Origin of the sequence: Mumia sp. ZJ430 (genome assembly GCF_011751845.1) — a bacterium.
Classification (GTDB): domain Bacteria; phylum Actinomycetota; class Actinomycetes; order Propionibacteriales; family Nocardioidaceae; genus Mumia.
In genome coordinates this window covers 870,997-895,690 of record NZ_JAAHFK010000002.1, presented here as the reverse complement: position 1 = coordinate 895,690, position 24,694 = coordinate 870,997, and the positions used below count along the sequence as shown (strand labels likewise).

Annotated in this window: 23 protein-coding genes and 2 tRNA genes; 10 read left to right on the top strand and 15 right to left on the bottom strand. The window is 70.7% G+C overall.

All coding sequences use genetic code 11. From position 1 onward, the window contains the following. Positions 1 to 153: 153 nt before the first annotated feature. The 3 genes from HCT63_RS10780 to HCT63_RS10770 are packed head-to-tail and all read right to left on the bottom strand — an operon-like array spanning position 154 to position 2,400. The gene (locus HCT63_RS10780) at positions 154 to 585 is read right to left on the bottom strand and encodes a type II toxin-antitoxin system VapC family toxin (RefSeq protein WP_167003993.1); all 432 of its coding nucleotides are present in this window, start codon (positions 583 to 585) and stop codon (positions 154 to 156) included. After that, the gene (locus HCT63_RS10775) at positions 582 to 824 is read right to left on the bottom strand and encodes a ribbon-helix-helix protein, CopG family (protein WP_167003991.1); all 243 of its coding nucleotides are present in this window, start codon (positions 822 to 824) and stop codon (positions 582 to 584) included. Before HCT63_RS10775 ends, HCT63_RS10780 begins: the two co-directional genes overlap by 4 nt. A 58-nt stretch (positions 825 to 882) precedes the next feature. After that, positions 883 to 2,400 (bottom strand): NAD(P)/FAD-dependent oxidoreductase, encoded by a 1,518-nt coding sequence (locus HCT63_RS10770; protein WP_167003988.1) that lies wholly within the window; start codon positions 2,398 to 2,400, stop codon positions 883 to 885. Between HCT63_RS10770 and HCT63_RS20455 the strand changes: the two genes are divergently transcribed. Together HCT63_RS20455 and HCT63_RS10760 are read left to right on the top strand one after the other, a co-directional pair. Then, positions 2,293 to 2,679: a pirin family protein gene (locus tag HCT63_RS20455; RefSeq protein ID WP_347877931.1), complete on the top strand. Its 387-nt coding sequence runs from the start codon at positions 2,293 to 2,295 to the stop codon at positions 2,677 to 2,679. The genes HCT63_RS10770 and HCT63_RS20455 overlap by 108 nt on opposite strands. A gap of 62 nt (positions 2,680 to 2,741) precedes the next feature. Beyond that, entirely contained in the window at positions 2,742 to 3,146 is a 405-nt protein-coding gene (locus HCT63_RS10760) for a hypothetical protein (protein ID WP_208322373.1), read from the top strand. A gap of 96 nt (positions 3,147 to 3,242) precedes the next feature. Here the strand turns inward: HCT63_RS10760 and HCT63_RS10755 are convergent, their stop codons facing one another. Continuing rightward, positions 3,243 to 4,544, bottom strand: coding sequence for an MFS transporter (locus HCT63_RS10755; RefSeq protein ID WP_167003985.1), 1,302 nt, complete (start codon positions 4,542 to 4,544; stop codon positions 3,243 to 3,245). A gap of 92 nt (positions 4,545 to 4,636) precedes the next feature. Between HCT63_RS10755 and HCT63_RS10750 the strand changes: the two genes are divergently transcribed. Beyond that, a complete protein-coding gene (locus HCT63_RS10750; RefSeq protein ID WP_167003983.1) occupies positions 4,637 to 5,518 on the top strand; it encodes a LysR family transcriptional regulator in 882 nt (293 codons plus the stop codon). Here HCT63_RS10750 and HCT63_RS10745 read toward each other — a convergent pair. Both HCT63_RS10745 and HCT63_RS10740 read right to left on the bottom strand, forming a co-directional pair. Next, on the bottom strand, positions 5,515 to 6,687 hold the full coding sequence (locus HCT63_RS10745) for a HupE/UreJ family protein (RefSeq protein ID WP_167003981.1): 1,173 nt from the start codon (positions 6,685 to 6,687) through the stop codon (positions 5,515 to 5,517). The two genes, HCT63_RS10750 and HCT63_RS10745, sit on opposite strands and share 4 nt — an antisense overlap. Before the next feature lie 92 nt (positions 6,688 to 6,779). Next, positions 6,780 to 10,715, bottom strand: coding sequence for a metallophosphoesterase (locus HCT63_RS10740; protein ID WP_167003980.1), 3,936 nt, complete (start codon positions 10,713 to 10,715; stop codon positions 6,780 to 6,782). Positions 10,716 to 10,922: 207 nt separating this feature from the next. Here HCT63_RS10740 and glpK point away from each other — a divergent pair, with 207 nt between their 5' ends. From glpK to HCT63_RS10725, 3 genes are all read left to right on the top strand, one after another. Next, the gene (glpK, locus tag HCT63_RS10735) at positions 10,923 to 12,440 is read left to right on the top strand and encodes a glycerol kinase GlpK (protein WP_167003979.1); all 1,518 of its coding nucleotides are present in this window, start codon (positions 10,923 to 10,925) and stop codon (positions 12,438 to 12,440) included. A 1-nt stretch (position 12,441) separates the two neighbouring features. Continuing rightward, positions 12,442 to 14,193, top strand: a complete 1,752-nt coding sequence (locus tag HCT63_RS10730) for a glycerol-3-phosphate dehydrogenase/oxidase (protein ID WP_167003978.1) — start codon at positions 12,442 to 12,444, stop codon at positions 14,191 to 14,193. 194 nt (positions 14,194 to 14,387) lie between these two features. After that, positions 14,388 to 15,212: a pseudouridine synthase gene (locus HCT63_RS10725; protein ID WP_208322414.1), complete on the top strand. Its 825-nt coding sequence runs from the start codon at positions 14,388 to 14,390 to the stop codon at positions 15,210 to 15,212. Positions 15,213 to 15,219: 7 nt separating this feature from the next. Here HCT63_RS10725 and HCT63_RS10720 read toward each other — a convergent pair whose 3' ends face one another. The 6 genes from HCT63_RS10720 to HCT63_RS10695 form a co-directional block, all read right to left on the bottom strand. Beyond that, on the bottom strand, positions 15,220 to 15,789 hold the full coding sequence (locus tag HCT63_RS10720; RefSeq protein ID WP_167003975.1) for a hypothetical protein: 570 nt from the start codon (positions 15,787 to 15,789) through the stop codon (positions 15,220 to 15,222). Between the two features lie 45 nt (positions 15,790 to 15,834). After that, positions 15,835 to 16,881 carry a biotin/lipoate A/B protein ligase family protein gene (locus tag HCT63_RS10715; protein WP_167003973.1) on the bottom strand — a complete coding sequence of 349 codons (1,047 nt, stop codon included), beginning with the start codon at positions 16,879 to 16,881 and terminating at the stop codon, positions 15,835 to 15,837. 49 nt (positions 16,882 to 16,930) lie between these two features. Further along, positions 16,931 to 17,584, bottom strand: coding sequence for a TetR/AcrR family transcriptional regulator (locus HCT63_RS10710; protein ID WP_167003972.1), 654 nt, complete (start codon positions 17,582 to 17,584; stop codon positions 16,931 to 16,933). Positions 17,585 to 17,597: 13 nt separating this feature from the next. Further along, positions 17,598 to 18,281, bottom strand: a complete 684-nt coding sequence (locus tag HCT63_RS10705; RefSeq protein WP_167003969.1) for an ABC transporter ATP-binding protein — start codon at positions 18,279 to 18,281, stop codon at positions 17,598 to 17,600. Then, positions 18,278 to 19,360 (bottom strand): FtsX-like permease family protein, encoded by a 1,083-nt coding sequence (locus HCT63_RS10700; RefSeq protein WP_243842982.1) that lies wholly within the window; start codon positions 19,358 to 19,360, stop codon positions 18,278 to 18,280. Before HCT63_RS10700 ends, HCT63_RS10705 begins: the two co-directional genes overlap by 4 nt. A gap of 136 nt (positions 19,361 to 19,496) precedes the next feature. Then, positions 19,497 to 20,390 carry an SDR family NAD(P)-dependent oxidoreductase gene (locus HCT63_RS10695; RefSeq protein ID WP_167003965.1) on the bottom strand — a complete coding sequence of 298 codons (894 nt, stop codon included), beginning with the start codon at positions 20,388 to 20,390 and terminating at the stop codon, positions 19,497 to 19,499. A 159-nt stretch (positions 20,391 to 20,549) separates the two neighbouring features. On the opposite strand from HCT63_RS10695, the gene HCT63_RS20705 reads away from it, so the two are divergent. Next, the gene (locus tag HCT63_RS20705) at positions 20,550 to 20,900 is read left to right on the top strand and encodes a helix-turn-helix domain-containing protein (RefSeq protein ID WP_279587734.1); all 351 of its coding nucleotides are present in this window, start codon (positions 20,550 to 20,552) and stop codon (positions 20,898 to 20,900) included. A gap of 11 nt (positions 20,901 to 20,911) precedes the next feature. Here the strand turns inward: HCT63_RS20705 and HCT63_RS10685 are convergent. Beyond that, a tRNA-His gene (locus tag HCT63_RS10685) sits at positions 20,912 to 20,989 on the bottom strand. A 76-nt stretch (positions 20,990 to 21,065) separates the two neighbouring features. Further along, positions 21,066 to 21,692 (bottom strand): oligoribonuclease, encoded by a 627-nt coding sequence (gene orn, locus HCT63_RS10680; RefSeq protein ID WP_279587733.1) that lies wholly within the window; start codon positions 21,690 to 21,692, stop codon positions 21,066 to 21,068. A gap of 125 nt (positions 21,693 to 21,817) precedes the next feature. Between orn and HCT63_RS10675 the strand changes: the two genes are divergently transcribed. Beyond that, positions 21,818 to 22,612, top strand: coding sequence for a thioredoxin domain-containing protein (locus HCT63_RS10675; protein ID WP_167003959.1), 795 nt, complete (start codon positions 21,818 to 21,820; stop codon positions 22,610 to 22,612). Positions 22,613 to 22,718: 106 nt separating this feature from the next. Continuing rightward, positions 22,719 to 23,165, top strand: coding sequence for an OsmC family peroxiredoxin (locus tag HCT63_RS10670; protein WP_167003957.1), 447 nt, complete (start codon positions 22,719 to 22,721; stop codon positions 23,163 to 23,165). Position 23,166: 1 nt separating this feature from the next. Here the strand turns inward: HCT63_RS10670 and HCT63_RS10665 are convergent. Beyond that, positions 23,167 to 23,240 (bottom strand) — tRNA-Arg (locus tag HCT63_RS10665). Positions 23,241 to 23,296: 56 nt separating this feature from the next. On the opposite strand from HCT63_RS10665, the gene HCT63_RS10660 reads away from it, so the two are divergent. After that, a complete protein-coding gene (locus HCT63_RS10660) occupies positions 23,297 to 24,688 on the top strand; it encodes a PrsW family intramembrane metalloprotease (protein ID WP_167003954.1) in 1,392 nt (463 codons plus the stop codon). Positions 24,689 to 24,694 lie beyond the last annotated feature (6 nt).

The window sequence follows — 24,694 nt, the reverse complement described above, 5'->3', positions numbered from 1 at the left end:
CGTGGCTCACATACGGCGATGTGATGTGCTCACAGTGCCCAAGAGTGCCGAGACGCGCAACAGCCGCCTGATCATCGGCGCAAAATGCTCAGATAGGCGGTGCGAGCGGGGTCCGCGAGGCGCAGCGTGACCAGCATCACGCCGACCTGCTGACTACCGCCCCAAAGAAGGGTTGTGCCAGGAGAGCCCGTCGAAGCGAGCGAAGTCGCTGTCGAACGAGCACACGCCCACGCCGTTCTCGAGGGCGAGGGCAGCGAGGTGAGCGTCCGGAACAAGGTTGGCCCGAAGGTCACCGTCGACGAGAAGACGTCCGAGAACCTCGGCGTGGCGCGGCCCCGGCACCGGGATCCACGCCTGCTCTGCCTGGATCCAGTCCTCGACGAAGCTCCACGCCTCGGCCGGTGACAGTGGCGACGCCGAGGCGCGCGGGTGTGTCGCGATGCGTGGGAAGGCAAGAAGTGTGGGCCAGGGGAAACCGATCCGCGTGGTGCCGCTCAGTGCGCCTTCGAGCCAGTCTGCGGCCACCTCGTGAAAGGGGCTCGTCCTGTCGACCGCGTAGAGGAGGACGTTGGCGTCGACGATCACGTGGTCGGCTCAGCCTCGTCGAGGAGATCGAGCGCCTCAGCGACATTCGACACGTCGATGCGAAGGCCTAGCTCGGAGGTGCGTTGGCGAAACGGGGTCGGTGAGGTCGACGACGTGCGGGTCATCCCCGCTCTTGCCAGCTCGTTCACCGCCTCGCTCAATCCGACGTGACGCTCGCGGCGCAGGCGATCTGCGGCTGCGGCGACATCAGGGTCGAGTCGGACGGTCGTGCGCGTCATACCGTCAGCCTAGCATCAGTGATGCGAGTACGGGTGCATCACTGATGCGCCTGCTGGCCTACGCGTGCCGGCCCTCGTGGTCGAGCACGGCCATCGCCGCGTTGTGCCCGCCGATGCCGCTGACCGCACCACCGCGCCGCGCGCCCGACCCGCACACCAGCACGCGCGCGTGCCCGGTCTGGACGCCCCACCGCTCCGCCGGTGTGCGACCGAGCCGCTCGACCCACGGCCAGCGCAGGTCGCCGTGGAAGATGTGGCCGCCCGGCATCGCGAGATCCGACTCGATGTCGGCCGGCGTCTTGACCTCGACGCAGCGGTCGCCGTTCGCGTCGCGCGCGAGCACGGACTCGATCGGCTCCTCGAGGTAGGCGTCGATCGCCGCCGCGAAGGCGCGCCAGCCGCGCTCCTTCGCATAGGTGTCGGAGGCCTCGTACGGCCAGTGGATCCCGAAGTACGTGAGGGTCTGCGCGTCGCTCGCCGCCAGCTCCGGCCCAAGGATCGACCGGTCGGTGAGCGTGTGGCAGTAGAGCTCGCCGCACGCGAGGTCCGGCGACGGCGCGGCGTACGCGTGGGCGAGCTCGGAGTAGGTCTCGCCGAGGTGGAACGTGCCTGCGAACGCGACCTTCGGGTCGACGCCCGACTTCAGGCGCGGCAGCCGGTCCACGAGCAGGTTGATCTTGAGCTGCGAGCCCTGCGGCTTCGTGGGGAGCGGGTCGCCGAGCAGCCCCGCGAGCACGTACGGGGCGACGCCCGACAGCATCCACCGCGCCTCGAGCGTGAGTCCGTCGGCGTGCACGACGACACCGTCGAGCCCGGCGTCGACCGACGTCACCTCCACGCCCGTACGGATCTCCGCGCCGGCCTTCTCCGCGACCCGGCGCAACTCGTCGGTCACCGCACCCATGCCGCCGACCGGGACGCGCCACTCGCCCGTGCCGTTGCCGACCAGGTGATAGAGGAAGCACCGGTTCTGCAGCAGCGACTCGTCCTCCAGCGACGCGTAGGTGCCGATCAGACCGTCGGTCGCGACCACGCCGCGGACCAGGTCGCTGGCGAAGCGCCGCTCGACCGCACGACCAAGTGGCTCCGCCACGAGGTCGCGCCAGACGCCGTCGCCGACCTGCTCGCGCAGCGACTCCGCGGTCGGCAGCGGCTGCAGGAGGGTCGGCGCGACGCTCAGCGCGAGCGTCTCGGCATCGCCGTAGAACGCCCGCCAGGCCTCGTACTCGCTGTCGGTCCCCGTCGCCTGCCGGAACGACTCCGCTGTCGCGCGCCCCTCGTGCGTCTCGACGAGCAGCCCGCCGCCCTCGTACGGGGTGTACGAGGCGGTGGCGCGGGAGCGGAGCTCGAGCTTCAGGCCGAGCTCGCGGACCAGCTCGTGGGGCATGAGCGAGACGAGGTAGGAGTAGCGCGACAGCCGCGCGTCCATGCCAGGGAACGGGCGCTCGCTCACCGCGGCGCCGCCGGTGTGGTCGAGGCGTTCGAGCAGCACCGTACGGAGGCCGCTGCGGGCGAGCAGGGTTGCGGCGACCAGACCGTTGTGGCCGCCTCCGACGATGACGACGTCGTGAGTCATGCGGGTCAGCCTAGGCTGGCTGGTCGAGTGGGCGAGGTCGAATATGCGCCGGGCGAGCCCAAGGGCACGCCGTGGCACCCGCACCGCGGCTTCGAGACCGTGACCTACATGCTCGATGGCGTCTTCGACCACGCCGACTCCCACAGCGGCGGATCGATCACCGACGGCTGCGGCCTTAGCGGCGGACCGGGGCCCCTACACCCGCGACCCGCTCCCGATCCGCTGACCCCCGGCCCCTGGCACCCTTACTCGGATCCGGGGGCTTCGCTTTTGCCCTGAGCGGCGCGCGGCGCCCTGGCGGACTCCCTCCCCGATCGTTCCCTGACGTCCTAAGAGGCCACATGAGGTTCAAGAAGTCGCTCACCGCGCTCGCTGGTGTCGTCGCTATCGGCATGCTCACGACGGCGTGTTCAGATGATGCGGTGGTCGTGAGCGAAAACTTGTCGAAGGCGGCCGACAACTTCGAGATCGACCGCCGCGTCGTGTTCTTCAACGGGATCACGGACAAGTACCTTCTGACGATCGAGGGCCGGTGCGCGATCGAGGACGATGGCGGGCAACTCGAAGTGACGTGCAAGGTCGGGAAGGGCGCCTACAAGAAGCACTTCCTCGGGCTGTCTGACAACGTCTCGTACTTCGTCGAGCAGATCGAAGGCTCGTACGCGGACCCGAACCACTATCGGGTCACGTTTAAGCCGGAGGCGATCGTCCCATCGATCGACCTGCGCACGTCTGCCGACGACTGACCGTTGCCTTTTGCGTGAGCAGCGTCCGGCGTCCTGGCGGACTGCGCGCTCATGTCTCCCTGTTACGTCAGGAGGTCATGGAGGCGTACGAGGACTTCAGCAAGGGACGGTTCGGCCAGATCCCCGGCGAAGGAGATGCCGCACGGCGACGTCGGCGGAGCCGCGCTCGGCGCGTGAGGCACTGGAGCCGCGTTGGGCCCCGTTGGTCGGAGCGCTAGCGGAGCCCGCATCGAGATCCCTCGGCGCCCGCCGTCCCTCGAGCCACACCACGCAGGTCGAGGCCGCGAGAACCGCGCCGAGCAGACTCACCGCACCCCAGCCGCCGGCGACCCACGCGACGGTCGTCGCCGCCGACCCTGCGGCCCCGCCGACGAAGAACGCCGCCATGAACGCCGCGTTGAGCCGGTTGCGCAGCTCGGGCGCCAGCGCATAGATCGCGTTCTGGTTGGCGTTGAGCAGCATCTGCTGCGCCACCACGAGCACCAGCACGCCGAGGAGCAGCCACCAGAGCCCGACCGTGCCGCCTCCTCCGCCGAGCGCGATCGCGCCCCACGCCACCGGGAGAGCGAGCGTCGACGCCCGTGCGACCGTACGGGCGCGCCCCGCGTCGACGAGCCGACCCGCGACCGGCGTCGCCACGACGCCCGCGATCCCCATCAGGCCGAACGCGCCGATCGCCGCCTCCGCCCACCCGTACGAGGTGGCGAGCAGGAACGTCGACGCGGTCCAGAACGTGTTGAACGACGCGAGGGACAGTGCGCCGACCAGGGCACGGCGTCGCAGGACCGGCTGCGTAGCAAAGAGCGCGAGCGTCGACCCGATCAGACGCGGGTACGCGATCCCGCTCGGCGTGTGCAGCGTCGGCAGCCGGTGCCACAGCGCCACCGCGACCGCCGCCACGAGCACCCCGCACACCACGTACACCGTGCGCCATCCCGCGAGCTGCGAGAGCACCCCGGAGATCGGGCGCGACACGATGCTCCCGAGCAGGAGCCCGCTCATCACCACGCCGACGACCTGCCCGCGTCGCGCCGGGTCTGCGAGCGTCACCGCGAACGGGACGACGACCTGCGCAGCGACCGACGTCAGTGCCGTCAGCGTCGTCGTGACCAGCAGTGCGCGCCCGCTCGGTGCCAACGAGGACGCCACGAGCAGGACGGCGGTCGCGCCGAGCAGCGTGACCGCGAGCCGGCGTCGCTCCAGCAGGTCGCCGAGCGGGACCACGAGCAGCAGCCCGACCGCGTACCCGACCTGCGCTGCCGTCACGATCGTCCCCGCACTCGCCTCGGAGATGCCGAGGTCGCTCGCGAGGACGTCGAGCAGCGGCTGCGCGAGGTAGTTCGCGGAGACCGACAGGCCGGTCGCGAGAGCCATCAGGAGGAGGAGCGGGCGGGTCATCCCTCCAGCGTCGCGGTCGGCAAGCCATGAGTCCAACACATGGATGTCACAGCAAGCATGACTCAAATTGATCGACCTGCGACGATGGAGGGATGGAGCTCCAGCAACTCCGCTACGTCATCGCGGTCGCCGAGACCCGCAGCTTCACGCGCGCCGCGCAGCAGTGCCACGTCGTGCAGTCCGCGCTGAGCCACCAGGTCGCCAAGCTCGAGCGCGAGGTCGGTGCGCGGCTGTTCGACCGTACGAGCCGGCGTGTCGTGCCGACCGCGGCGGGCGAGGCCTTCCTGCCCGCCGCACGCGAGGCGCTCGACGCCGCCGAACGCGCGCGTGCCGAGGCGGCCGCTGTCTCCGGCGTGGTGAGCGGACGCCTGCGGCTCGGGGCGATCCCGACGGTGACGGTGATCGACCTGCCGAGCGTGCTGCGCGGCTTCCACGAGACCCATCCCCGGGTCGACGTCTCGCTGCGCACCGGCGGCAGCCAGGAGCTGGTGGCGCAGATCGCCGCAGGCTCGGTGGACGTCGCGTTCCTCGGGCTGCCGCCCGGACGCGTGCCGCAGGGCGTGCGCAGCAGCATCCTCGGCCGGGACGAGCACGTCGCCGTCGTCGCCCTGGACCACCCGCTGGCGGGGGAGCGTCGTACGGACCTCGCGACCCTCGCCCCGTACCCGTTCGTCGACTTCACCGCGGGTACGCCCGGGCGGCTGCAGTCGGACGAGGCGTTTGCCGCCGCAGGGCTGGAGCGGCACGTCGCGTTCGAGGTGACGACCGGCGACCTCGCGGCACGACTCGTCGCGCAGCGGCTCGGGATCGCGCTGCTCCCCGGCGCGTACGCGTCGACGCTCGCCGACGTCCGTACGGTCCCGATCGCCGACGCGCCCGCGCGGGAGGAGCACGTCGCGTGGAGCCGCTCCCAGCCGACGCCGGCAGCGGCAGCGTTCCTGGACCTGCTCCACGCGCGCTGGGGTCGGACCTAGCCGGCGAGCAGGCGCTCCAACGTCCAGTACGCGCCCACCAGCGTGACGGCGCCGGCCGCGGCCGCCGTCCCCACCCGCGCCACCTGAGGAGCGCGGCGCGCCATCAGCATCAGCGCGGGGAAGACCAGCACGACGATCACGAGCTGCGTCACCTCGATCCCGACGTTGAAGCTGACGAGCGCCGCCAGCAGACCCCACGACCACGGCTCGTCGATCCCGAGCGCTCCCGCGAACCCGAGCCCGTGCACGAGCCCGAACGCGAACACGACCGGGAACCGGAGGCGGTCGACCACCGACGGACGTGTGCGCTCCAGGTCGGTGCGCACGACGACGCTCCACAGGCAGACGGCCGCCGTGAGCGCGATGGACGCCGCGATCACCGGCTCCACGACGATCGCCGGGACGTCGACCAGGCCGAGCGCGGCGAGGAGGAAGGTGACGCTGTGGGCGACGGTGAACGCGGCCGTCGTCAGCACGATCTCGCGAAGCGATCGCGACCCGAGGATGAGAATCAGCAGGAAAAGCACGTGGTCGAGCCCGAACAGCAGGTGCTCGGCGCCGTGCACGAAGAACTCCCCGAGCTCCTCGGCCGTGCTCTGCTCACCTGCGATGAACGTGGGCGTCTGCGCGTCGAGCAGCGTCTCGCCGCTTCGCTCGTCGAGGTCGTACACGAGCAGCGCCTCGGTGCTGTGCACGAACCCCTCGGCGTCCGGGAAGAGCGTGCTGGAGACGGCGTGCACCGCTTCTGCACCGGGGTCGCCGGCCGGGCAGCCGAAGGTCACGGGGACCACGGCGTGGGCACGTCTGCGGCGCTCCCGCATGTCGGCGGTGCCGGCCGTCGGCGTGCACTCCTGACCTTGGTACGCGACCTCGAGCCGATCGGTGACGTACCTCCCGACGGCGTCGGCGTTCAGCGCGAGCTGGCGCCGTTGCTCGTCACGGGCCGTCGCCTCGTACGCCGGCGCCTCCAGCCACGCGGACTTCATCAGCAGGTCGTACTCCGCCTCGACCGTGACCTCGACGTCGGTGGTGCCGGCGACCTGGGTGGCCTCGAGGTACGCCGTCGTGGTCGCGTCGTGCGCGGCGGCGGGACCGCTCGGCGCGATCGCCAGCAGCGTGCCGGCGACCAGCACGAGCAGGCCGGTGAGACGGCGTCGGGACACGGGCATGGGACGTTGGTGCCTTCCAGGAGGAGCGGGGAGGGCGTCGCCCGGGCCGCGGTGGCCGGGGCGACGCCCATGGACCTCAGGAGCTCACGGCCTCACTCGCCTCGCTTCCCCGCGAAGTACGGCCACGCCGGGTGGTCCGGACCGAAGTGGCCCGGCCGCCCGTCCGCGTCCTTGGTCACGAAGACGCTCGGCAGCGACGACGTCTCGCCACCACCCGAGGACCGTGCGGTCACGAACCACGTGTGGACCGTGTCCGGCCGCAGCCTGGTCCACTGGACCGACGCAACCTCGCCCGAGTCCACCGTCGTCGAGGCGATGACGTCCGAGGGGACGTACAGCGCCAGCGCGTCCGTCGAGAACGTCGTCGCACGGCTCGAGAGGTCGACCGGCAACACCGTGTCGTCCTCGGAACCGTCGTACCGGGCGTCTGGGTCGAAGTCGTTCGCACCGAAGTCGTCCAGGAACGGCGAGTACGTGTCGACCACCATCTGCGACCGCTCCACGTCGAACTGCAGCATCCGCAGGAAGCTCGCGCCGAAGCGCAGCCGGTCGGTCGGGAGGTAGCCGCCGATCTCGGTGAGCCCGAGCCGGTCCGCGTCCACCGTGTACGCCTGGTAGTCGGCGAGCAGCTCGACCACGCCGTGCCCGACGTCGCCGACCTTCGGCTTCACGTTCGTGCCGACTCCGTGCCGGTGCCCGGCGAGCACCAGGAACACGTTCGGGTTGTCGAGCACGACCGTGTTGAACAGCGTCGACCCGTCCGGCGTCGCCAGCTCGGAGTCGCGGCCGTCGGCACGGACCGACGGCGTCAGGTAATCGTGCGTGAGCAGGATGCCGTTGCGGTCGGGGTAGGCCTTGAAGACGGACTCGGCCCAGTCGGCCTCCTCCTTCGTCACGCCGAACGACAGCCCGACCACGACGAAGTCCAGGCCGCCGGCGCTGAACAGGTCGTAGTGATTTTGGTTGTCGCCCTCACGCCACGGACCGCCGTACGACGCGTGCTCCCAGGATGCGGCCGCGGACGCGTAGCGACCCGGACCGTAGTACTGGTTGAACGTCGACTCCGGTCCGATCTCGAGACCGCGCTGGTTGTCGTGGTTGCCGGCCACGACACCGTTCGGTACGCCGGCGGCGTCCAGGATCCCCTGCGCCCCCGAGGACGTCTCGAACTCGCCCGTGATCTGCTGACGCATCTCGTCGGTCGTCGGTGCGTTGATGTTGTTCTCGGTGATGTCGCCGGTGTGCGCGACGTAGGCGATCTTGCGGTCGTCGGCGTTCTCAGCGATCCACTCGGTGAGCCTCGTGTACGCCGTCGCCCACACCGCACGCTCGGCCGCCGTCTCCTGCTCGACCGCACCCTCGGACAGGTACTGCGTGTCCGTGTAGTGCGCGATCGCGAAGTCGTACCCGGCCGGGTCGGCAAAGCTGGTGTCGACGGTGGACTCCAGGTCGTCGGCGAACGGATCCTCACCGGTGACCATCGCGTGCACCTTGCCGCGGTCGACGTAGTCGGCGTCGATCGTGGCGTCGAGCACGGTCGCGGCACCGACGCTGCCGGGGGAGGAGGCCACGACGTCCCACGCGCGGGTGTCGCGGTTCCACACCCGCAAGGACGCCACGCGCTCGGGGTCGATCGTGCCCTCCCACCTCAGGACCGGCGCCTCGACCCGGCCGCGGACGGCGATGTCGAACCGCTGGAACGTCACTCCGGACCCGCGGGGCGCAGCCAGGGTGCGGTCGTCGCCGGGGGCGAGCGTACGCAGGTCGCGTACCCCGTCCTCGCCGGCGACCTGGAGGGTCGTCGGCACCGCATCGGCCGTGCCTTGCCAGCCACGGTGGGGCTCGAGGATCTCGGCCTCCGAGAACGTCGCCCTGACCGGGCCCCCGTCCGGCTCGGCGACCGTGGCCGAGAGGGTCGCCGTGCGTGCGACGTCGCGCGAGCCCGAGGCGGGCGCGAGGTCCGTCGGCTCGTCCGGGATCCCGGCCGACCTGAACACGACGCTCCGGGCAGCCGTGTTGCCGAGCGCGTCCGTCGCGGTGACCGCGAGGGTGTGCTCGCCCGCCGACAGCCCGGGACCGACCACGGCACCCTGCTCGATCGGCTCGCCGTCGAGCGTGAGCACCGGGCCGTCGCTGACCCCGGAGGCGTCCTCGACCTCGACCGCGAGGACCGTTGCGGCGGTGATCGTCTCCCCGGCCGCCGGCGCGCTGGACGCGACCGCCGGGGCGGTGTTGTCGGTGACCAGCGTGCGCGTCGCCTTCTCGCCGGTGGTCGACGCGGCGACGACCTGGTGCTCGCCGTCGGCGAGGTCGGCGGTCTGCACGTCAGCGCGGCGCCCCCGCGCCGCGGCGTCGACCTCGAAGTGCAGGTCGACCTCGGTGAACGACGTGACGTTCGAGCCGCAGCCGCCGTCGCCCATGCCGTAGGTGGGCTTGAGCCCGATCGGTGCCGCCGACCCGTCGGCCGGGACGAGCTCGACGTTCGAGAGGACGAAGTCGTCGCGGTTCGGGCACTCGCCGGCGTACGTGCCGGTCACGATCTCGACGACGTTGTGCCCCGGCAGCAGCCAGTCGTTGGGCACCGTGATCCGTGCCCGCTCGCCGGCGTAGTTCTCGACCTCCTGCCGCATGCCGTTGACCAGAAGGTAGTTGCCGGCCGCGGCGTCCATCGCGTTGCTGCCGACGTCGAAGGCGAGGACGGCGTCGCCGGAGCCGAGGGTCTGGTACGTGCTGACACCCGTCGCCTCGACGTCGAACCGCAGCTCGACCTCGCGTGGCTTCGTCGACGACCCGCAGTTGCCGTCGCCGAGGGAGTACGACGCCGCGACGTCGACCGGTGTCGCCGTCCCCTCGCTCGGGGTGAGGGCCAGGTTGGCGATGTCGAAGTCGTCGCGGTTCGCCCCGCAGGTCGAGCCGATGTCGCCCGTGACGACGGTGAGCGTATTCCGACCCGGCACCAGGTAGCGGTTCGGCACGGCCAGGTCCACCCGCGTGCTCGCGTGGTCACCGCCGAGGGAGACCGTGTGACCGTTGACCCGCAGGGAGTTCTGGTAGCGGAACTCGATCGCGTTGCTGCCGACGTCGAAGCTGAACGTCGATGCCCCGGTGCCGAGGGTCGTCCTGGTCGGCGGCGCCTTCCCATCCACCGTGATCGACCCGACGCCACCGTCCGAGGCGGCCGGCTGGGAGGCGATCACGGGCTGACGCCCGTTCGCGAGCGTGCCGTCGGTCGGGGTGAGGGAGGGGGCACCGACCGGCGTGTTGTTGACGCGGACGGCGTTCGTCGTACGGGCGCGGGACCTAGTGGTCGCGACGATCTTGTGACGCCCGTTCGCCAGGGTCGTCGTGTCGACCTCGGCGGACAGGCCCGTCGTCCGTCGCGGGTCGCCGTCGACCGTGAAGGTGAGCGTCGCCGTCTTGGTCAGTCCGGGGTTCGAGCCGCAGGAACCGTCGCCCATCGCGTACGTGTACTCGTTCTTCTCGCCGTCGGCCGTCTCGCCGAGTAGCTCGAGGTCGACGTCGGAGATCGTGAAGTCGTCGAAGTTGACCCCGCAGTCGGCGTCCCGGCCGCCGGCCTGGAAGACGACGGTGTTGTCGCCGGCGACGAGGAACTCGTTCGGCACCTCGAGGGACACGCGCTCAGAGACGGCCGTGCGCAGAGGGTCGATGCGGTGTCCGTTGACCTCGACGTGGTTGCCGAACGCGGCGTCCATCGAGTTCGTGCCGACGTCGTACACCAGGTGGGAGACACCGAGCGTCGTCTCGGCGATGACCGGTGTGCCGTCGACGGTGAGGCTGGTTACCGAGTCGCCGGCGGTCACGGGCGTCGCGGCGAAGGTGGCCGTTCCTTCCAGGAACGAGCCGTCGGCGGGGGTGAGCAGCGGAGGTGAGAGGGGTTGAGGTCGCGCGGCGGAGGCCGGGCCGGCCACGGCGATGCCGGCTGCGACCACGGCGAGACCGGCTGCGGCGGCGATCCACGGGCGCGGAGTTCGAGGGAGACGGTGCTTCCCGATCGTGTGTGAGCGCATGGGCGCACACGTCCTTCCTGTCGTCGTCATGAGGAGTGGGCGCCCGCCCCCGGAACGCGGGAGCCCGACGAGACGTTCTCGGACGCCGATGAACTCGTGCTGATCCTCAGGCGACCGTGAGACAAACAACGGGGCATGACGCGGAGCGGTCGCCTCTGTGGCCGCTTCCTGTCGCTCAACCGCTGCGCGACCGTGTAGAAACGTTCCATGGCCGACTTCGTGGGATCTGTGGACCAGGGCACGACCAGCACCCGCTTCATGATCTTCGACCACGACGGCAACGAGGTCGCCCGTCACCAGCTCGAGCACCAGCAGATCCTTCCGCGCAGTGGCTGGGTCGAACACAACCCGGTGGAGATCTGGGAGCGCACCAGCGCCGTCGTCCAGACTGCACTCGCGAAGGCGAGCCTGACCGCCTCCGACCTCGCCGCGATCGGCATCACGAACCAGCGCGAGACCACCATCGTCTGGGACCGCCGCACCGGACGCCCGTACGCGCCCGCGATCGTCTGGCAGGACACCCGCACCGACCGGCTCGCGTCGCGGCTCGAGGTCGACGGGCACGGCGAGACCATCCGTGCGAAGGCGGGCCTTCCTCCCGCGACGTACTTCTCCGGCGGCAAGATCGCCTGGATCCTCGAGAACGTCCCCGGCGTTCGCGCGGCCGCCGAGCGCGGCGACGCGCTGTTCGGCACGACCGACTCGTGGGTCACCTGGCAGCTCACCGGCGGTCGGCGCGGCGGCGTCCACGTCACCGACGTGACCAACGCGAGCCGCACGATGCTCATGAATCTCGAGACGCTCGACTGGGACGACGAGCTGCTCGAGATCTTCGACATCCCTCGCGCGATGCTCCCCGCGATCCGCCCGTCGTCGGTCGCCGACCCGTACGGGGTGACGCTGGAGACCGGCCCGTTCGCCGGCGAGGTCCCGATCACCGGCGTGCTCGGCGACCAGCAGGCGGCGCTCGTGGGGCAGGTGTGCTTCGCGCCGGGGGAGGCCAAGAACACCTACGGCACCGGCAACTTCCTGCTGCTCAACACCGGCACCGACATTGTCCGGAGCAAGGCCGGCCTGCTCACCACCGTCGCGTACCAGCTCGGCGACGACGCTCCCGTGTACGCGCTGGAAGGCTCGATCGCGGTGACCGGCTCGGCCGTGCAGTGGCTGCGCGACCAGCTCGGCATCATCTCCGGCGCCGCGCAGTCCGAGGCGCTCGCGCGGCAGGTCGAGGACAACGGCGGGGTCTACTTCGTGCCCGCATTCTCCGGGCTCTTTGCCCCGTACTGGCGCTCGGACGCCCGCGGCGCGATCGTTGGCCTCTCCCGCTACAACACCAACGCGCACCTGGCCCGGGCGACGCTGGAGGCGATCTGCTTCCAGTCGCGCGACGTCGCCGAGGCGATGCGCGAGGACTCCGGTGTCGCCGTCGACGTCCTCAAGGTCGACGGGGGAGTGACCGAGAACGAGCTGTGCATGCAGATCCAGGCCGACGTGCTCGGGACCACCGTCAGCCGCCCGGTCGTCGCCGAGACCACGGCGCTCGGCGCAGCGTACGCAGCAGGCCTGGCGGTCGGCTTCTGGGAGAGCACCGACGAGCTGCGGCGCAACTGGCAGGAGTCGAAGCGCTGGGAGCCGCAGTGGGACGAGGAGCGGCGTGAGCAGGCGTACGCCCGCTGGAAGAAGGCCGTGCAGCGGACCCTCGACTGGGTGGAGGTGGACTGACGTGCGGCCCCTTGCGCTCGACCACGCTGCCCGCGCGGATGCGCTCGCTGCCCTGCGTGCGACGGCCGCTGCGGACGGTGTGCCTCTCGACGTGCTGGTCATCGGCGGCGGAGTGGTCGGCGCCGGCTGCGCGCTCGACGCGGCGACCCGCGGGCTGACGACCGGGCTCGTCGAGGCGCGCGACCTCGCCTCCGGCACCTCGAGCCGCTCGTCGAAGCTCATCCACGGCGGGCTCCGCTACCTCGAGATGCTCGACTTCGCGCTCGTCGCCGAGGCGCTGGCCGAGCGCAGCCTGCTCGTCGAGCGCCTCGCCCCGCACCTCGTGCACCCGATCCCGTTCCTCTATCCGCTCACGCACCACGGGTGGGAGCGGGCGTACGCGGGCGCGGGCGTCGCGATGTACGACTCGCTGGCGTGGGCGTCCGGGCAGTCGCGAGGCGTCCCGCGACACCGGCACCTGACCCGGCGCAAGGCGCTGCGGCGGATGCCGGCGCTGCGCAAGGACGCGCTCGTCGGCGCGATCGAGTACTACGACGGCCAGGTCGACGACGCGCGCCACACGATGATGCTGGCTCGCACGGCTGCCTCGTACGGGGCGCACGTCGCGACCCGTACGCGCGTCACGGGCATGCTGCGTGAGGGCGAGCGCGTGACCGGTGTCGTGGTGCGCGACCTGGAGTCGGGCGAGGAGTTCGAGATCCGGGCCGCGCAGGTCGTCAACGCGACCGGGGTGTGGACCGACGAGACGCAGGCGATGGCCGCCGAGCGCGGGCAGTTCCAGGTGCGGGCGAGCAAGGGCGTGCACCTCGTCGTGCCGCGCGACCGCATCCAGGGGGAGGCCGGTCTGATCCTTCGTACGGAGAAGTCGGTCCTGTTCGTGATCCCGTGGAAGCGGCACTGGATCATCGGGACCACCGACACCGACTGGTCGCTCTCGAAGGACCACCCGGCCGCGTCGCGTACGGACATCGACTACCTGCTCGCGCACGTCAACACGGTGCTCGCGACGCCGCTCAGCTATGCCGACGTGGAGGGCGTGTTCGCAGGGTTGCGGCCGCTGCTGCGCGGCGAGTCCGAGGCGACGTCGACGCTGTCGCGCGAGCACGCCGTCTCGCACTCCGTACCGGGGCTCGTGGTGGTCGCGGGCGGCAAGTACACGACCTACCGGGTCATGGCCCGCGACGCGATCGACGCCGCCGCCGACGCGCTCGGCGGGCAGCTGTCGCGGGCGATCCCGCAGTGCGTGACCGAGGACGTGCCGCTGCTCGGAGCCGACGGTTTCGCGGGGCTCTGGAACCGGCGCAGGCTGCTCGCGCGGCGCAGCGGACTCCACGAGGTGCGGGTCGAGCACCTGCTGCGCCGGTACGGGGCGCTGGTCGAGGAGGTGCTTGCGCTGATCGCGGACGACCCGACGCTGGCGGAGCCGCTCGGCGGTGCCGACGACTACCTTCGGGCGGAGGTTGTCTACGCGGTCACCCATGAAGGCGCACTGCACCTCGACGACGTGCTCACGCGTCGGACCCGGATCTCGATCGAGACGTTCGACCGCGGGACGGCCTCGGCCGAGGAGGCCGCCGCGTTGATGGCGGGACCGCTCGGGTGGGGTGCCGAGCAGGTCGCGCGCGAGGTCGAGCACTACCTCGCGCGGGTGGCTGCCGAACGCGAGAGCCAGACGATGCCGGACGACGAGACGGCAGATGCCGCACGGATGGGCGCACCCGACGTCGTCCCGGTGGTGCCGCGGGTCGAGTAGCTTCCTCCCGGGACGTCATACGAACGGAGGGTGATACCCCTCGATTCGTATGACGTCCGGGGAGGAGCGACGAGCGGCACCTCCGTACGATCGAAGCCGTGCCTCCCCGCTCCCCACTGCCGCCGCGCGACGGTCTCAACGCCGTCTGGCTGCGCACCCCCGACCGTGGCCGCGAGCCGGAGGCCTGGACCACCATGGGGGAGTGGCTGCGCTGGCGCCTGCCGGAGAAGGTCGACGTGACCGCGATGCTCACGGCCGAGCGCATCGTGGACGCCTCCGGCGCACCGGTCGCCGATGCCGCCCCGTACCGCCCGCACACCTTCGTCTGGTTCTACCGCGACCTCCGCGAGGAAGCGCCCGTCCCCGGTGAGCTGCACGTGCTCCACCGCGACGAGCGCCTCGTCGTCGTCGACAAGCCGCCGTTCCTCGCGACGATCCCGCGCGGGCGACACGTCAAGGAGAGCGTCGTCGTACGGCTGCGCGACCAGCTCGGACTCCCCGAGCTGTCCCCCGCGCACCGCCTCGACCGGATCACCTCCGGCGTCCTGGTCCTCACTACCGAGCGGCGGTGGCGTGGCCCGTACCAGCTGGTCTTCCAGCGGCGGCAGGCGCGCAAGATCTATCGCGCCTTCGCGCCCGTCAACCCCGACCTCGCGCTCCCGACGACGGTGACCAACCACCTCGTCAAGCGGCGCGGCTCGTTCCAGGTCGAGGTGGTCGCAGGCGCGACCCCGAACGCGATCACCCGGATCGCGCTCGAGGGCCGCCACGGCGACCACGGCGTCTATCGCCTCGAGCCCGAGACCGGTCGTACGCACCAGCTCCGCGCGCACCTGTACGGCCTCGGCATCCCGATCGTCGGCGACCCCGTCTATCCGGAGGTCCTCGACGTCGACCTCGACGACTTCCGCCACCCGCTGCAGCTGCTGGCGAGCGAGCTGGCGTTCACCGACCCGGTCGACGGGAGCGAGCGCCGGTTCGTGAGCCGTCGCACGCTCCCGCTGCACGCCGAGGAGTGAGCGCGGCTCAGTCGTGGAGCGTCCCGACCGCAAGGACGGTGACGCGCGGGGTGACCGAGAAGCCCTCACCGCCGCTGCACTCGACCCAGACGTCGCTGGTCGCCGTCACCGTGAACGCGTCGGACACGGCCAGCGTCGCGACGGCGTTCGCCCCGGTCAGGAAGGAGCCGATGCCCGAGCTCCCGGTCGGCGAGTCCTGATGCCAGACCCAGCACTGTGCGGTCGCCGACGCCCTGCCGAAGTAGACGGTGCCGTTGACGACGTACGAACCCGCCGGCACCTTCACCGCCTCCGCACGGTTGAGCGCGCCGATCCTCCATGCGTCCGACGGTCCGCGGGCACCCGCGACGCCGGGCGCACCCCGAGACCCTGCAGGGCCCCGGACGTTGATCGCCTGCTTCTTCGACTTCTTCGGGCACCTGCCCTTGGCGTCGGCCGAGCGCACGACACCCTTCTTGGTGGTGCAGACCTTCACGGTCTTTGCCGACGACGCGGCAACAGCGACGGTGGTACCGCCGGCGACCAGGCCGACGATGACACCTGCGGACACGAGGACCGCCGTACGTGAGAGCGACATGCGCTCACGATGACGGAGCCGTGGCCCGTGCGGGTCCCCGTTGCGTCACGGCACGCGCGCGGTCCACTCCTCGGTGCCGTACTTGCTGCGCGCCAGCGCCTCCATCTCGGCACGTGTCGCCTCGTCGACGCCGACACGAGTGAGCCCGTAGCTGTCCGCGAAGTGGCCCACCATCGCCCGTACGACCTCGTCGCGCGGCATGCCGGTCTGGCTCTTGAGCGGGTCCACCCGCTTCGCCGCGCTCGCGGTGCCCTTGTCGGACAGCTTCTCGCGCCCGATCCGCAAGATGTCGAGCATCTTGGTCGCGTCCATGTCGTACGACATCGTCACGTGGTGCAGCACCGCGCCGCCGGCCAGGCGCTTCTGCGCGGCGCCGCCGATCTTGCCGTGAGGTGTGGCGATGTCGTTGAGCGGTACGTACGAGGCGTCGATGCCCAGGCCTTTGAGCGCGCGCAGGACCCAGGCGTCGAGGAACGCGTACGACTCGGCGAAGCTCATGCCCTCGACGAGCGACGCGGGGACGTACAGCGAGTACGTGATGGTGTTGCCGGGCTCGACGAACATCGCGCCGCCGCCGGACATCCGCCGTACGACCGTCACGTCGTGGCGTGCAGCGGCGTCGAGGTCGACCTCGTTGGACAGCGACTGGAACGAGCCGATGATGACGGCGTTGGACGCCCACTCCCAGAAGCGCAGCGCGGGCGGCCGCTCGCCCCTGGCGACCTGGGTCGCGATCACCTCGTCGAGCGCCATCTGCTCGGCCGGGTGCAGCGGGCCCGAGTCGACGAGCGCGAACGCGTGGTCGTGCCAGGACGTCGAACGCCCGAGCGCCCGGGTCACCGCGAAGCCGACCGCACGCGGGTCGAAGCCGATCATCGACGCGCCGGCGAGCGACCCCTCAACGGCGGCCGCGTACGAGGTGACCGACGCGTCGGCAGGCATTCCTTCGAGGGCTCCGGTGATCCGCTCCAGGGCCTCGTCGGGCTCGAGGAAGAAGTCGCCCGACAGCTGGACGTCCTTCAGGTGGTCGCTGACGATCTCGAGGTCGATGACGACCAGCTTGCCCCCGGGAACCTTGTACTCGCCGTGCACCGCGACCTCCTCGTCGACCGACCGACGCGGGCGCGTCGGTCCGACAGGGTCAACGCCTGCGGGGCCCCTTCGCTTCCCCGGGCAGGTCGGCTTCCCCGGGCAGGTCGAGGTAGGCGCCGATGAGCCGGCGGAGCAGCTCGAGGGCCTCCGTACGGGACAAGGACGGGGCATCGCCGTGGCCTGCGTGCGCGTCGTCACGTCCGTACGTCGCGCACACCTGGACGATCAGCGCGTTCACCAGCGAGGCCATCTGGTCGACGTGCGGCTCGCCGAGGTCGTGCAGGGCAGCGACCAGCGGCTCCTGGAGCTCGGCGTGGAACCGCTGCATCGGGGCCTGCAGGACGGCGGGCTCGACGACGCTGCTCAGCACGTGCGCGACCGCCTGCTCCGAGCTGGCGAAGAGGTCGATGTTGGCCGCCATGTACTCCCAGACCCGCTCGCCCGGTGCCTCGGCCGCCTCGACGCGCTCGCGGACGTGGCGTGACCACTCGGGGAACACATCGGCGACGACGCCCGCGAGCAGCTCCCCACGCGACGGGAAGTACTGGTAGAGGCTCGGCCTCGCCATCCCCGCCCGCTTGGCCACCGCCCCTAGCGAGGGCGCCTCGCCGGTCTCGGCGATGAGGGCCCGTGCCGCGTCCAGGATCGCCCGCTCCTGGCGACGGCGGTGCTCGACCACCGTGGGCGCCTGGATGCGGGGCACGGGTCCTCCTGGGTCAGTCGGGCGACGCAGCAGGGACGCCGAGTCGTCCGTCGATCATCTCGTAGACCCGGTCGCAGTGGTGCAGCACGTCGTGGTCGTGCGTCACCATCACGGTGGCGACACCGTGCTCGTGCGTCTCGCGAGCGAGCAACGACACGATGTCCTGGCTGCGTTGGCGATCCAGCGCAGCTGTGGGCTCGTCGACGAGGAGCAGTCGCGGGCGGGTCACCAGGGCACGGGCGATCCCGACGCGCTGCCGTTCCCCGCCCGAGAGCTGGTGGGGCCGACGGCGCGCCTTGTGCTCCATCCCGACCTCGGCCAGCAGGTCGTACGGGTCGCGTGGCTCGGAGACCTTGCCGAACGTGAGGGGAAGCCGGATCTGGTCGATCGCGGTGAGCGCGGGGACAAGGTTGCCGCTCTGGAAGACGAAGGCGAGCCGCTCCCGCCGGATCCGCGCCAGCTCGCGGCGTGAGGCCGTCGCGAGGTCGACCTCGCCGACGCGAACCTCGCCGGAGGTCGGGGTGGTCAGGGCGCCGGCGACGGCGAGCAGGCTCGACTTGCCGGATCCGGACGGCCCGACGATCGCGACGAGCTCTCCGGGCGCGACACGCAGGCTGACGGCGTCCAGCGCCGTGACGGTGTCCTCGCCGTCGCCGTGGACGAGCGTGACGTCGGTGAGCGCGAGTGCGGGGGTCATCGGTTGCCTCCGAGTGCGGTCAGCGGGTCGACCCGGGTGACGCGGACGACCGCGACGGCGGCTCCGACGACACCGAGGGCGATGAGGAGTGCGGTGGCGGCGGCGATCGGACCCGCCTCCAGGGCGAACGGCATGGGCGTGGAGGCGAGGGCGGCGCCACCGGCGAGGCCTATCCCGACGCCGACCCCGGCCGAGACGATCAGGAGGATCAGGGACTGCAGCAGGCTGTCGCGCAGAAGGTAGCCGGTGCTCGCTCCCATTGCCCGCATCACGGCGATCTCCTGGCGGCGCTGGATGACGAGCACGGTGAAGAATGCGCCGACGACCAGCGCGGAGATGGCATAGAGGAAGACCTGGATCAGCTGGAGGGTCGACGTCTCGGCGGTGTACCCGGGCGAGGCTCCGAACGACTCCTCGAGGGTCATCGAGGTCGTCGACGCGGCTTCGTCTCCCGCAGCGAGATCCACGTCGTCGCCGTCAGCGGCCCGTACCGCGACGGCGGTGAACTCGTCGTGCACGTGCGCCGGTACGGGGTCTCCCGTCCGTACGCCGGCGCGGACCTCCTGCCACGTGGTCAGCGGTACGTACGCCACGTCCACGTGCCCGTACGTGTGCTGGCCGTCGAGGATCCCGACGACCGTGAGTGCCGTCCCGGTGGGCTCGATGCGGACGACGTCGCCGAGCGCGATGCCCTCGTCGGCGGCGGTCTCGCTGATCACGATCCCGTCCGCCTCGTCGCCGAGCGGGGCGCCGGTCGCGGGGGAGGGGGCGAGGAAGGAGTCGGTCTCGACGCCGAAGAGGGCGAGGTCGACCTCGGTGCCGTTGTCGGCGCGCGCGTTCACCAGGGTATTGCCGAACGGCGCCGCGTCCTCGACGCCCGGACGGTCGGCCCACGCCTCGACAGCCTCCGACGACACGACGCTGCGCGAGAACGCCGAGTCCTTGGCAACGTCCTGCTGGAACGCGAACGAGGTCACCGGGACCTTCTTGAGTCCCGAAACGCCGTCGTTGACCAGTCCGACCGACAGGCCCGACAGCAGCACCATGAGGATGGCGATCAGCGCTACCACGGATCCCATGAGGGCGAACCGCCCTCGAGCGAACACGAGCTCACGAATGGCGAGAAACATCATCACGTCCTCATGCGAGAATTAACCGACACCATGTCGACAACATATCGACGGGATGTTGGGAACATACGTGAGGGTGGTGGCCCTACGCCGATGAGACGGTTCCCTCGTGGGCCGCGAGGATCGCACGGGTGGCCGCGGCGAGCCGGTCCGCGCCATGCGGGTCGAGTGTCCTCAGGCTGAGCGGCAGTGACGTCTCGCGGTCGATCGCGCTGAGCGGTGCGCGCGGCGGCTCCTCGATGAACCGGTGGAGGGGAGCGACTGCCCTCTCGACGGGGCGTGCCGCCAGGGCCGCGAGTGCCCGCAACGTCACCCTGAGCGCCGGTCGCAGCGGGGTGAGGTCGCCGCTCTTGGTGAACCCCGGGTGATAGAGGACGTACGGAACCGGGTTGTCCGGCTCTGCGGCGAACATCACCCCGAGGAGGTCGTTCGCACGTGCAGCCTGCAGCTGTGCGGCCACCATGCCGTACTCGCCCTCGCCCTCGAGCTGGAGATCGTCCCAGTGCAGGCGCCCCTTCGTCATACCGACGCCGGCGACGTTGACGATGACCGGCGTCCGGCTCCGGCGCAGCAGGGGACTGAGCTCGTAGCTGAGCAGGTAGCGGCTGAGGTAGTACACGGCGAACACCTGCTCGAGGCCGTCCGCGGTGACTGTCCGCCTCGGAGCCTGGCGGTTGGCGAACAGGGTGAGGGCGTCGACAGCCTCGTGACGAGCCGCGATCCGCCGAACAGCCGCACGGGTGTCGTCGATGCTGGACAGGTCGACCCGCTCGAACTCGAGCGCCCCTGTGCCATCGAGCCGAGCGGCCTCTTCCAGAACGCGCTCTCCCTTCTCCCTGTTGCTGCCGAGGACGACGACCGTGTCTCCACGGGCGGCCCTGCCGAGGGCGAGGGCGCGCCCCATCCCGTCCGTCCCTCCGCTCACGACGACCGTCCGCGGTGTCCTGTCGCCCCTCGGGGTGACGGCTTCCGGGCTCATGTTCCTCCTCGACTCGACGGTGGTTGCCACTAGCATCGAGAACCTTCGGCGAGTGCGGAAGGAGGCAGTTGAATGTCCGGTACGCACGCGGATGTGCCTACCCTTGTCGACACGCCCTTGCCCGGGCCGGTCCCTGCGGATGAGTACGAACGATGTCCCGTGACCGACGTGATCCGTCGGATCGGTGACAAGTGGACGCTCCTGGTGCTCGTGCTCCTCGGACGGCGCGCGCACCGGTACAACGAGCTCCACCGCGAGATCGAGAGCATCAGCCAGCGGATGCTGACCCGCACCTTGCGCGCTCTGGAGGAGGACGGCCTGGTCGGTCGAGAGGTGTTCCCGACCGTGCCGCCAAGCGTCGAGTACACCCTCACGCCGCTGGGGAGGTCGCTGCTCGAGCCGCTCTCAACCCTGGCGGATTGGGCGGTCGCGAACGGGGCGGAGATCGCCGCGGCGCGACGTCGCCCGCTGGCGCAAACGAAGGACGCCAGGCCGGGAACGATGTCCTGACCTGGCGTCTTTGGGGGTGGATGACGGGACTTGAACCCGCGACCACCGGCACCACAAGCCGGTGCTCTACCAACTGAGCTACACCCACCGCGCGCGACACGGCATCACCGTGTGCGGCGTGCACGAGTGTAGCGGGTCAGTCCTGACGGCTCGAAATCCGGGTCCCTACGAGGCGTCGTCTGAGGAGTCGCTGCCGCGCAGCGCGCCGGAGTGCTCCGCGGCGAGCGCCTTGGCGGTGTCGCTGTCGGGCCCGGGCGGCGGCACGAAGACAGCCGCGCGGTAGTAGCGCAGCTCCTCGATGCTCTCGAGGATGTCGGCGAGAGCGCGGTGGTTGCCGGTCTTGGCGGGGGAGTTGAAGTAGACCCGCGGATACCAGCGACGCGACAGCTCCTTGATCGAGGAGACGTCGACCACGCGGTAGTGAAGGTAGCCCTCGAGCTCGGGCATGTCCCGCAGCAGGAACGCGCGGTCGGTGCCGACCGAGTTGCCCGCGAGCGGAGCCTTGCCCGCGTCGGGGACGTGCTGCTTGATGTAGTCGAGAACGACCTGCTCCGCGTCGGCGAGCGCCAGACCGGCGTCGAGCTCGTCCAGCAGCCCGGAGCTGGTGTGCATCTGCGTCACGACGTCGTTCATCTGGTCGAGCGCCTCACGCGGCGGCTTAATCACGACGTCGATGCCCTCAGCGACCGGGTTGAGCTCGAAGTCGGTCACGATCGCTGCCACCTCGATCAGCGCGTCGTGCTCGAGGTCGAGCCCTGTCATCTCACAATCGATCCATACAAGCCTATCCATCACGACCAACCACCTTAGCCGTTGACTCTGACCGGTAGCCTGGTCGCGGTCGCAAGGGAACGCGAGCACCGGCTCGTACGTTGTCCCGGCGACACGTGTCCGTACGCGAAGGATGGATGACCCAGGTGGCCAGCAAGGATGACAAGCGCGCCCGTCGTGAGCGCGCGGAGCAGATGCGCAAGGACCGCGAGCGCCAGGCGAAGCGGCGCCGCAACCTCATCACCGTGGCGATCGTCGCGGTGGTGCTGGTCGTGATCGCCGGCGCCGGCTTCGCAGTGAAGGCGGCGGTCGACAACTCCGCCGACTCTCCGACCCGCACCCCGGACGGCATCACCGACACCGGCGGCGTGAATCTCACCGCGACCGACCTGGGCGGTACGGCGGCCGAGGACCCGGTCAAGGTCACGATCTTCGAGGACTTCGCGTGCCCGCACTGCAAGTCGTTCGAGGAGACCACCGGTCAGGTCCTTGACCAGCAGGTTGCCGCCGGCGCGATCGACGTCGAGTACCGCCCGGTCGCCTTCCTCAACGAGTTCTCCAACGACGCGATGGCCGCGGCGATGTGCGTGTTCGAGGAGGACGGCGCGAAGGTCTTCCGCGACTACGCCAAGCTGCTCTTCGCCAACCAGCCTCAGGGCGGTTCGCTCAGCGACAAGGAGTTCCGCGACCTCGCCGAGGAGGCGGGCGCGAGCAAGGCGGCGACCGACTGCATCACGGGTCGCCCGTTCCGTGACTGGACCGAGGAGCAGACCGAGAAGGCGTTCGACCAGCCCGACTCCGAAGGCAACAAGCTCTCGGGCACCCCGACCGTCTGGGTCAACGGCACCACCGTGAACGGGCCCGAGGGTCCGGACGGCACCCCGGGCGTCCCTGGCACCGAGGAAGTCCTGGCCGCCATCGAGGAAGCCAAGGCCGGCTGACCCGTCTGACCTGCCGAGACACCCGCGAGGCCCCGTACGCATGATGCGTACGGGGCCTCACGTCTCTACGGTGGAGGTTCGAGCACACGACGACGGGAGCGACACCATGGCGACACGTACCGCGACGACGCAGTGGACCGGAGGGCTGCAGGACGGCACGGGCCGCGTCACCCTCGACAGCTCGGGGACGGGCACGTTCGACGTGTCCTTCCCTCGCCGCATCGCCGACGAGGCCGAGGGGAGCACCAGCCCTGAGGAGCTCATCGCGGCCGCGCACGCCTCGTGCTACGCGATGGCGCTGTCCGGCGGGCTCGCCAACGCCGGGGGGACGCCGCAGTCGGCGTCCGTACGGGCTGATGTCACCGTGCGGCCCGATCGCGACAACGGCGGCCTGCTGATCTCGAAGATCGTCCTCACCGTCCGCGCGAAGGTCGACGGGCTCACCGCCGAGCAGTTCGCAGAGGTCGCCGAGGAGACCAAGAAGGCCTGCCCGGTCAGCAAGGCCCTGGCTTCGGTGCCGGAGATCGTCCTCGACGCCGTCCTGGAGAGCTGAGCGCGCCCGGAGGGACTCGAACCCCCGACCCGCGGATTAGAAGGCCGCCGCTCTATCCAACTGAGCTACGGGCGCCCACAGGCAACCCTAGCGGCGCAGGACTGGTCTGCGTACGCCGCTAGGGTTCTCGTGTGTCCCAGCCGTGGGCGGCATCCGCGCCGCACTCTCCGTCAGCGCCGGTCCCGCCCGGGCCGCTGCCGCGGCTGCGCGACCCCATGTGGCAGCGCGGCCACACACTGCTGATGGTGCTGATGTTCGTCACAGCCGCGATCGGCGTCGTAGGGGTCTGCTTCTTCGCGATCACCAGCGGGGACGCCGCGGGCAGCGGTCTGAGCCTCCTCTACGCAGTGCTGCCGCTGCCGGCGATGCTCGGCTGCTTCTTCTGGCTCGACCGGTACGAGCCGGAGCCGTGGCACTACAAGCTCGCTGCCGTCGTGTGGGGCGGCGTGGTCTCGGTCGCGATCGCGCTGCTGGCCCAGATCCTGATCTCGAACACCTTCGACCTGTCCGACTCGGCGCTCGCGACGTTCATCGCGCCGGTCACCGAGGAGCCGGCGAAGTGCCTGTTCCTCGTTCTCACGTTCCTGCGGATGCGCCGCGTCATCGACGGTCTCGTGGACGGGCTCGTCCTGGCCGGTTTGGTCGGCCTCGGCTTCGCCTTCGTCGAGAACGTCGTCTACTACGCAGGCGCCTATGGCGGCATCGACGAGACGGGCGTCGACGGCCCGGCGGCGACGACGGTGACGTTCGTGCTCCGCGGCATCATGAGCCCGTTCGCCCACCCGATGTTCACCGCCGCGTTCGGCATCGCCGTCGGACTGTCGGTGCGTCAGCGCTCCACGGCGGTGCGTGGCCTGATCTGGGCTGCAGGTCTCCTCGGGAGCATGCTGCTGCACGGCATCTGGAACGGCGGCGTCAGCTATCTCGGCGGGACGGGCTTCCTCCTCGCGTACGGGTTCACCGGGCTGCTGCTGGCCGGCACGATCGTCCTCGCCGTCCTCGCGCGGCGTGACCAGGGCCGCTACCTCGTCCGCGCCCTCACCGACATCGCCCGGCGCGGCTGGCTGGTCGCCGACGAGATCCCCTACATCGCCTCGCTCAGCTATCGTCGCAAGGCCGTCAAGCACGCCAAGCTCCACGGCGGCGAGATCTCGGCCAAGGCGACCAAGCTCTATCAGCGCGACGCCATCACGATGGCCTACCTCTATGCCGGCGTCATGGACCGGATGCCTAAGCCGCAGGCACCGCAGCGCGTCGACGCGTTCCTCTCGGAGATGCGGGTGCTCCGCCCGTACGTGGTCCTGCCGCCGCCCCTGCGCTTCTCGTACGCGCGGCCGAGCGCCTACGGCAACCCTCCGTACGGAGCCGTCCCGCCGCCGTCGTCATACCCGATGAACACCCCGTACGGCCCCCGCGCGCCCTACGCCGCCCCTCCTGTCACCCCGTCCAGCCCCGACATTCCACCGAACGCCCCAGGGCAGCACCTCCCGGGCGGTCGGCCCCCGCAGCAGCCCCGCAGGTGACCGCCG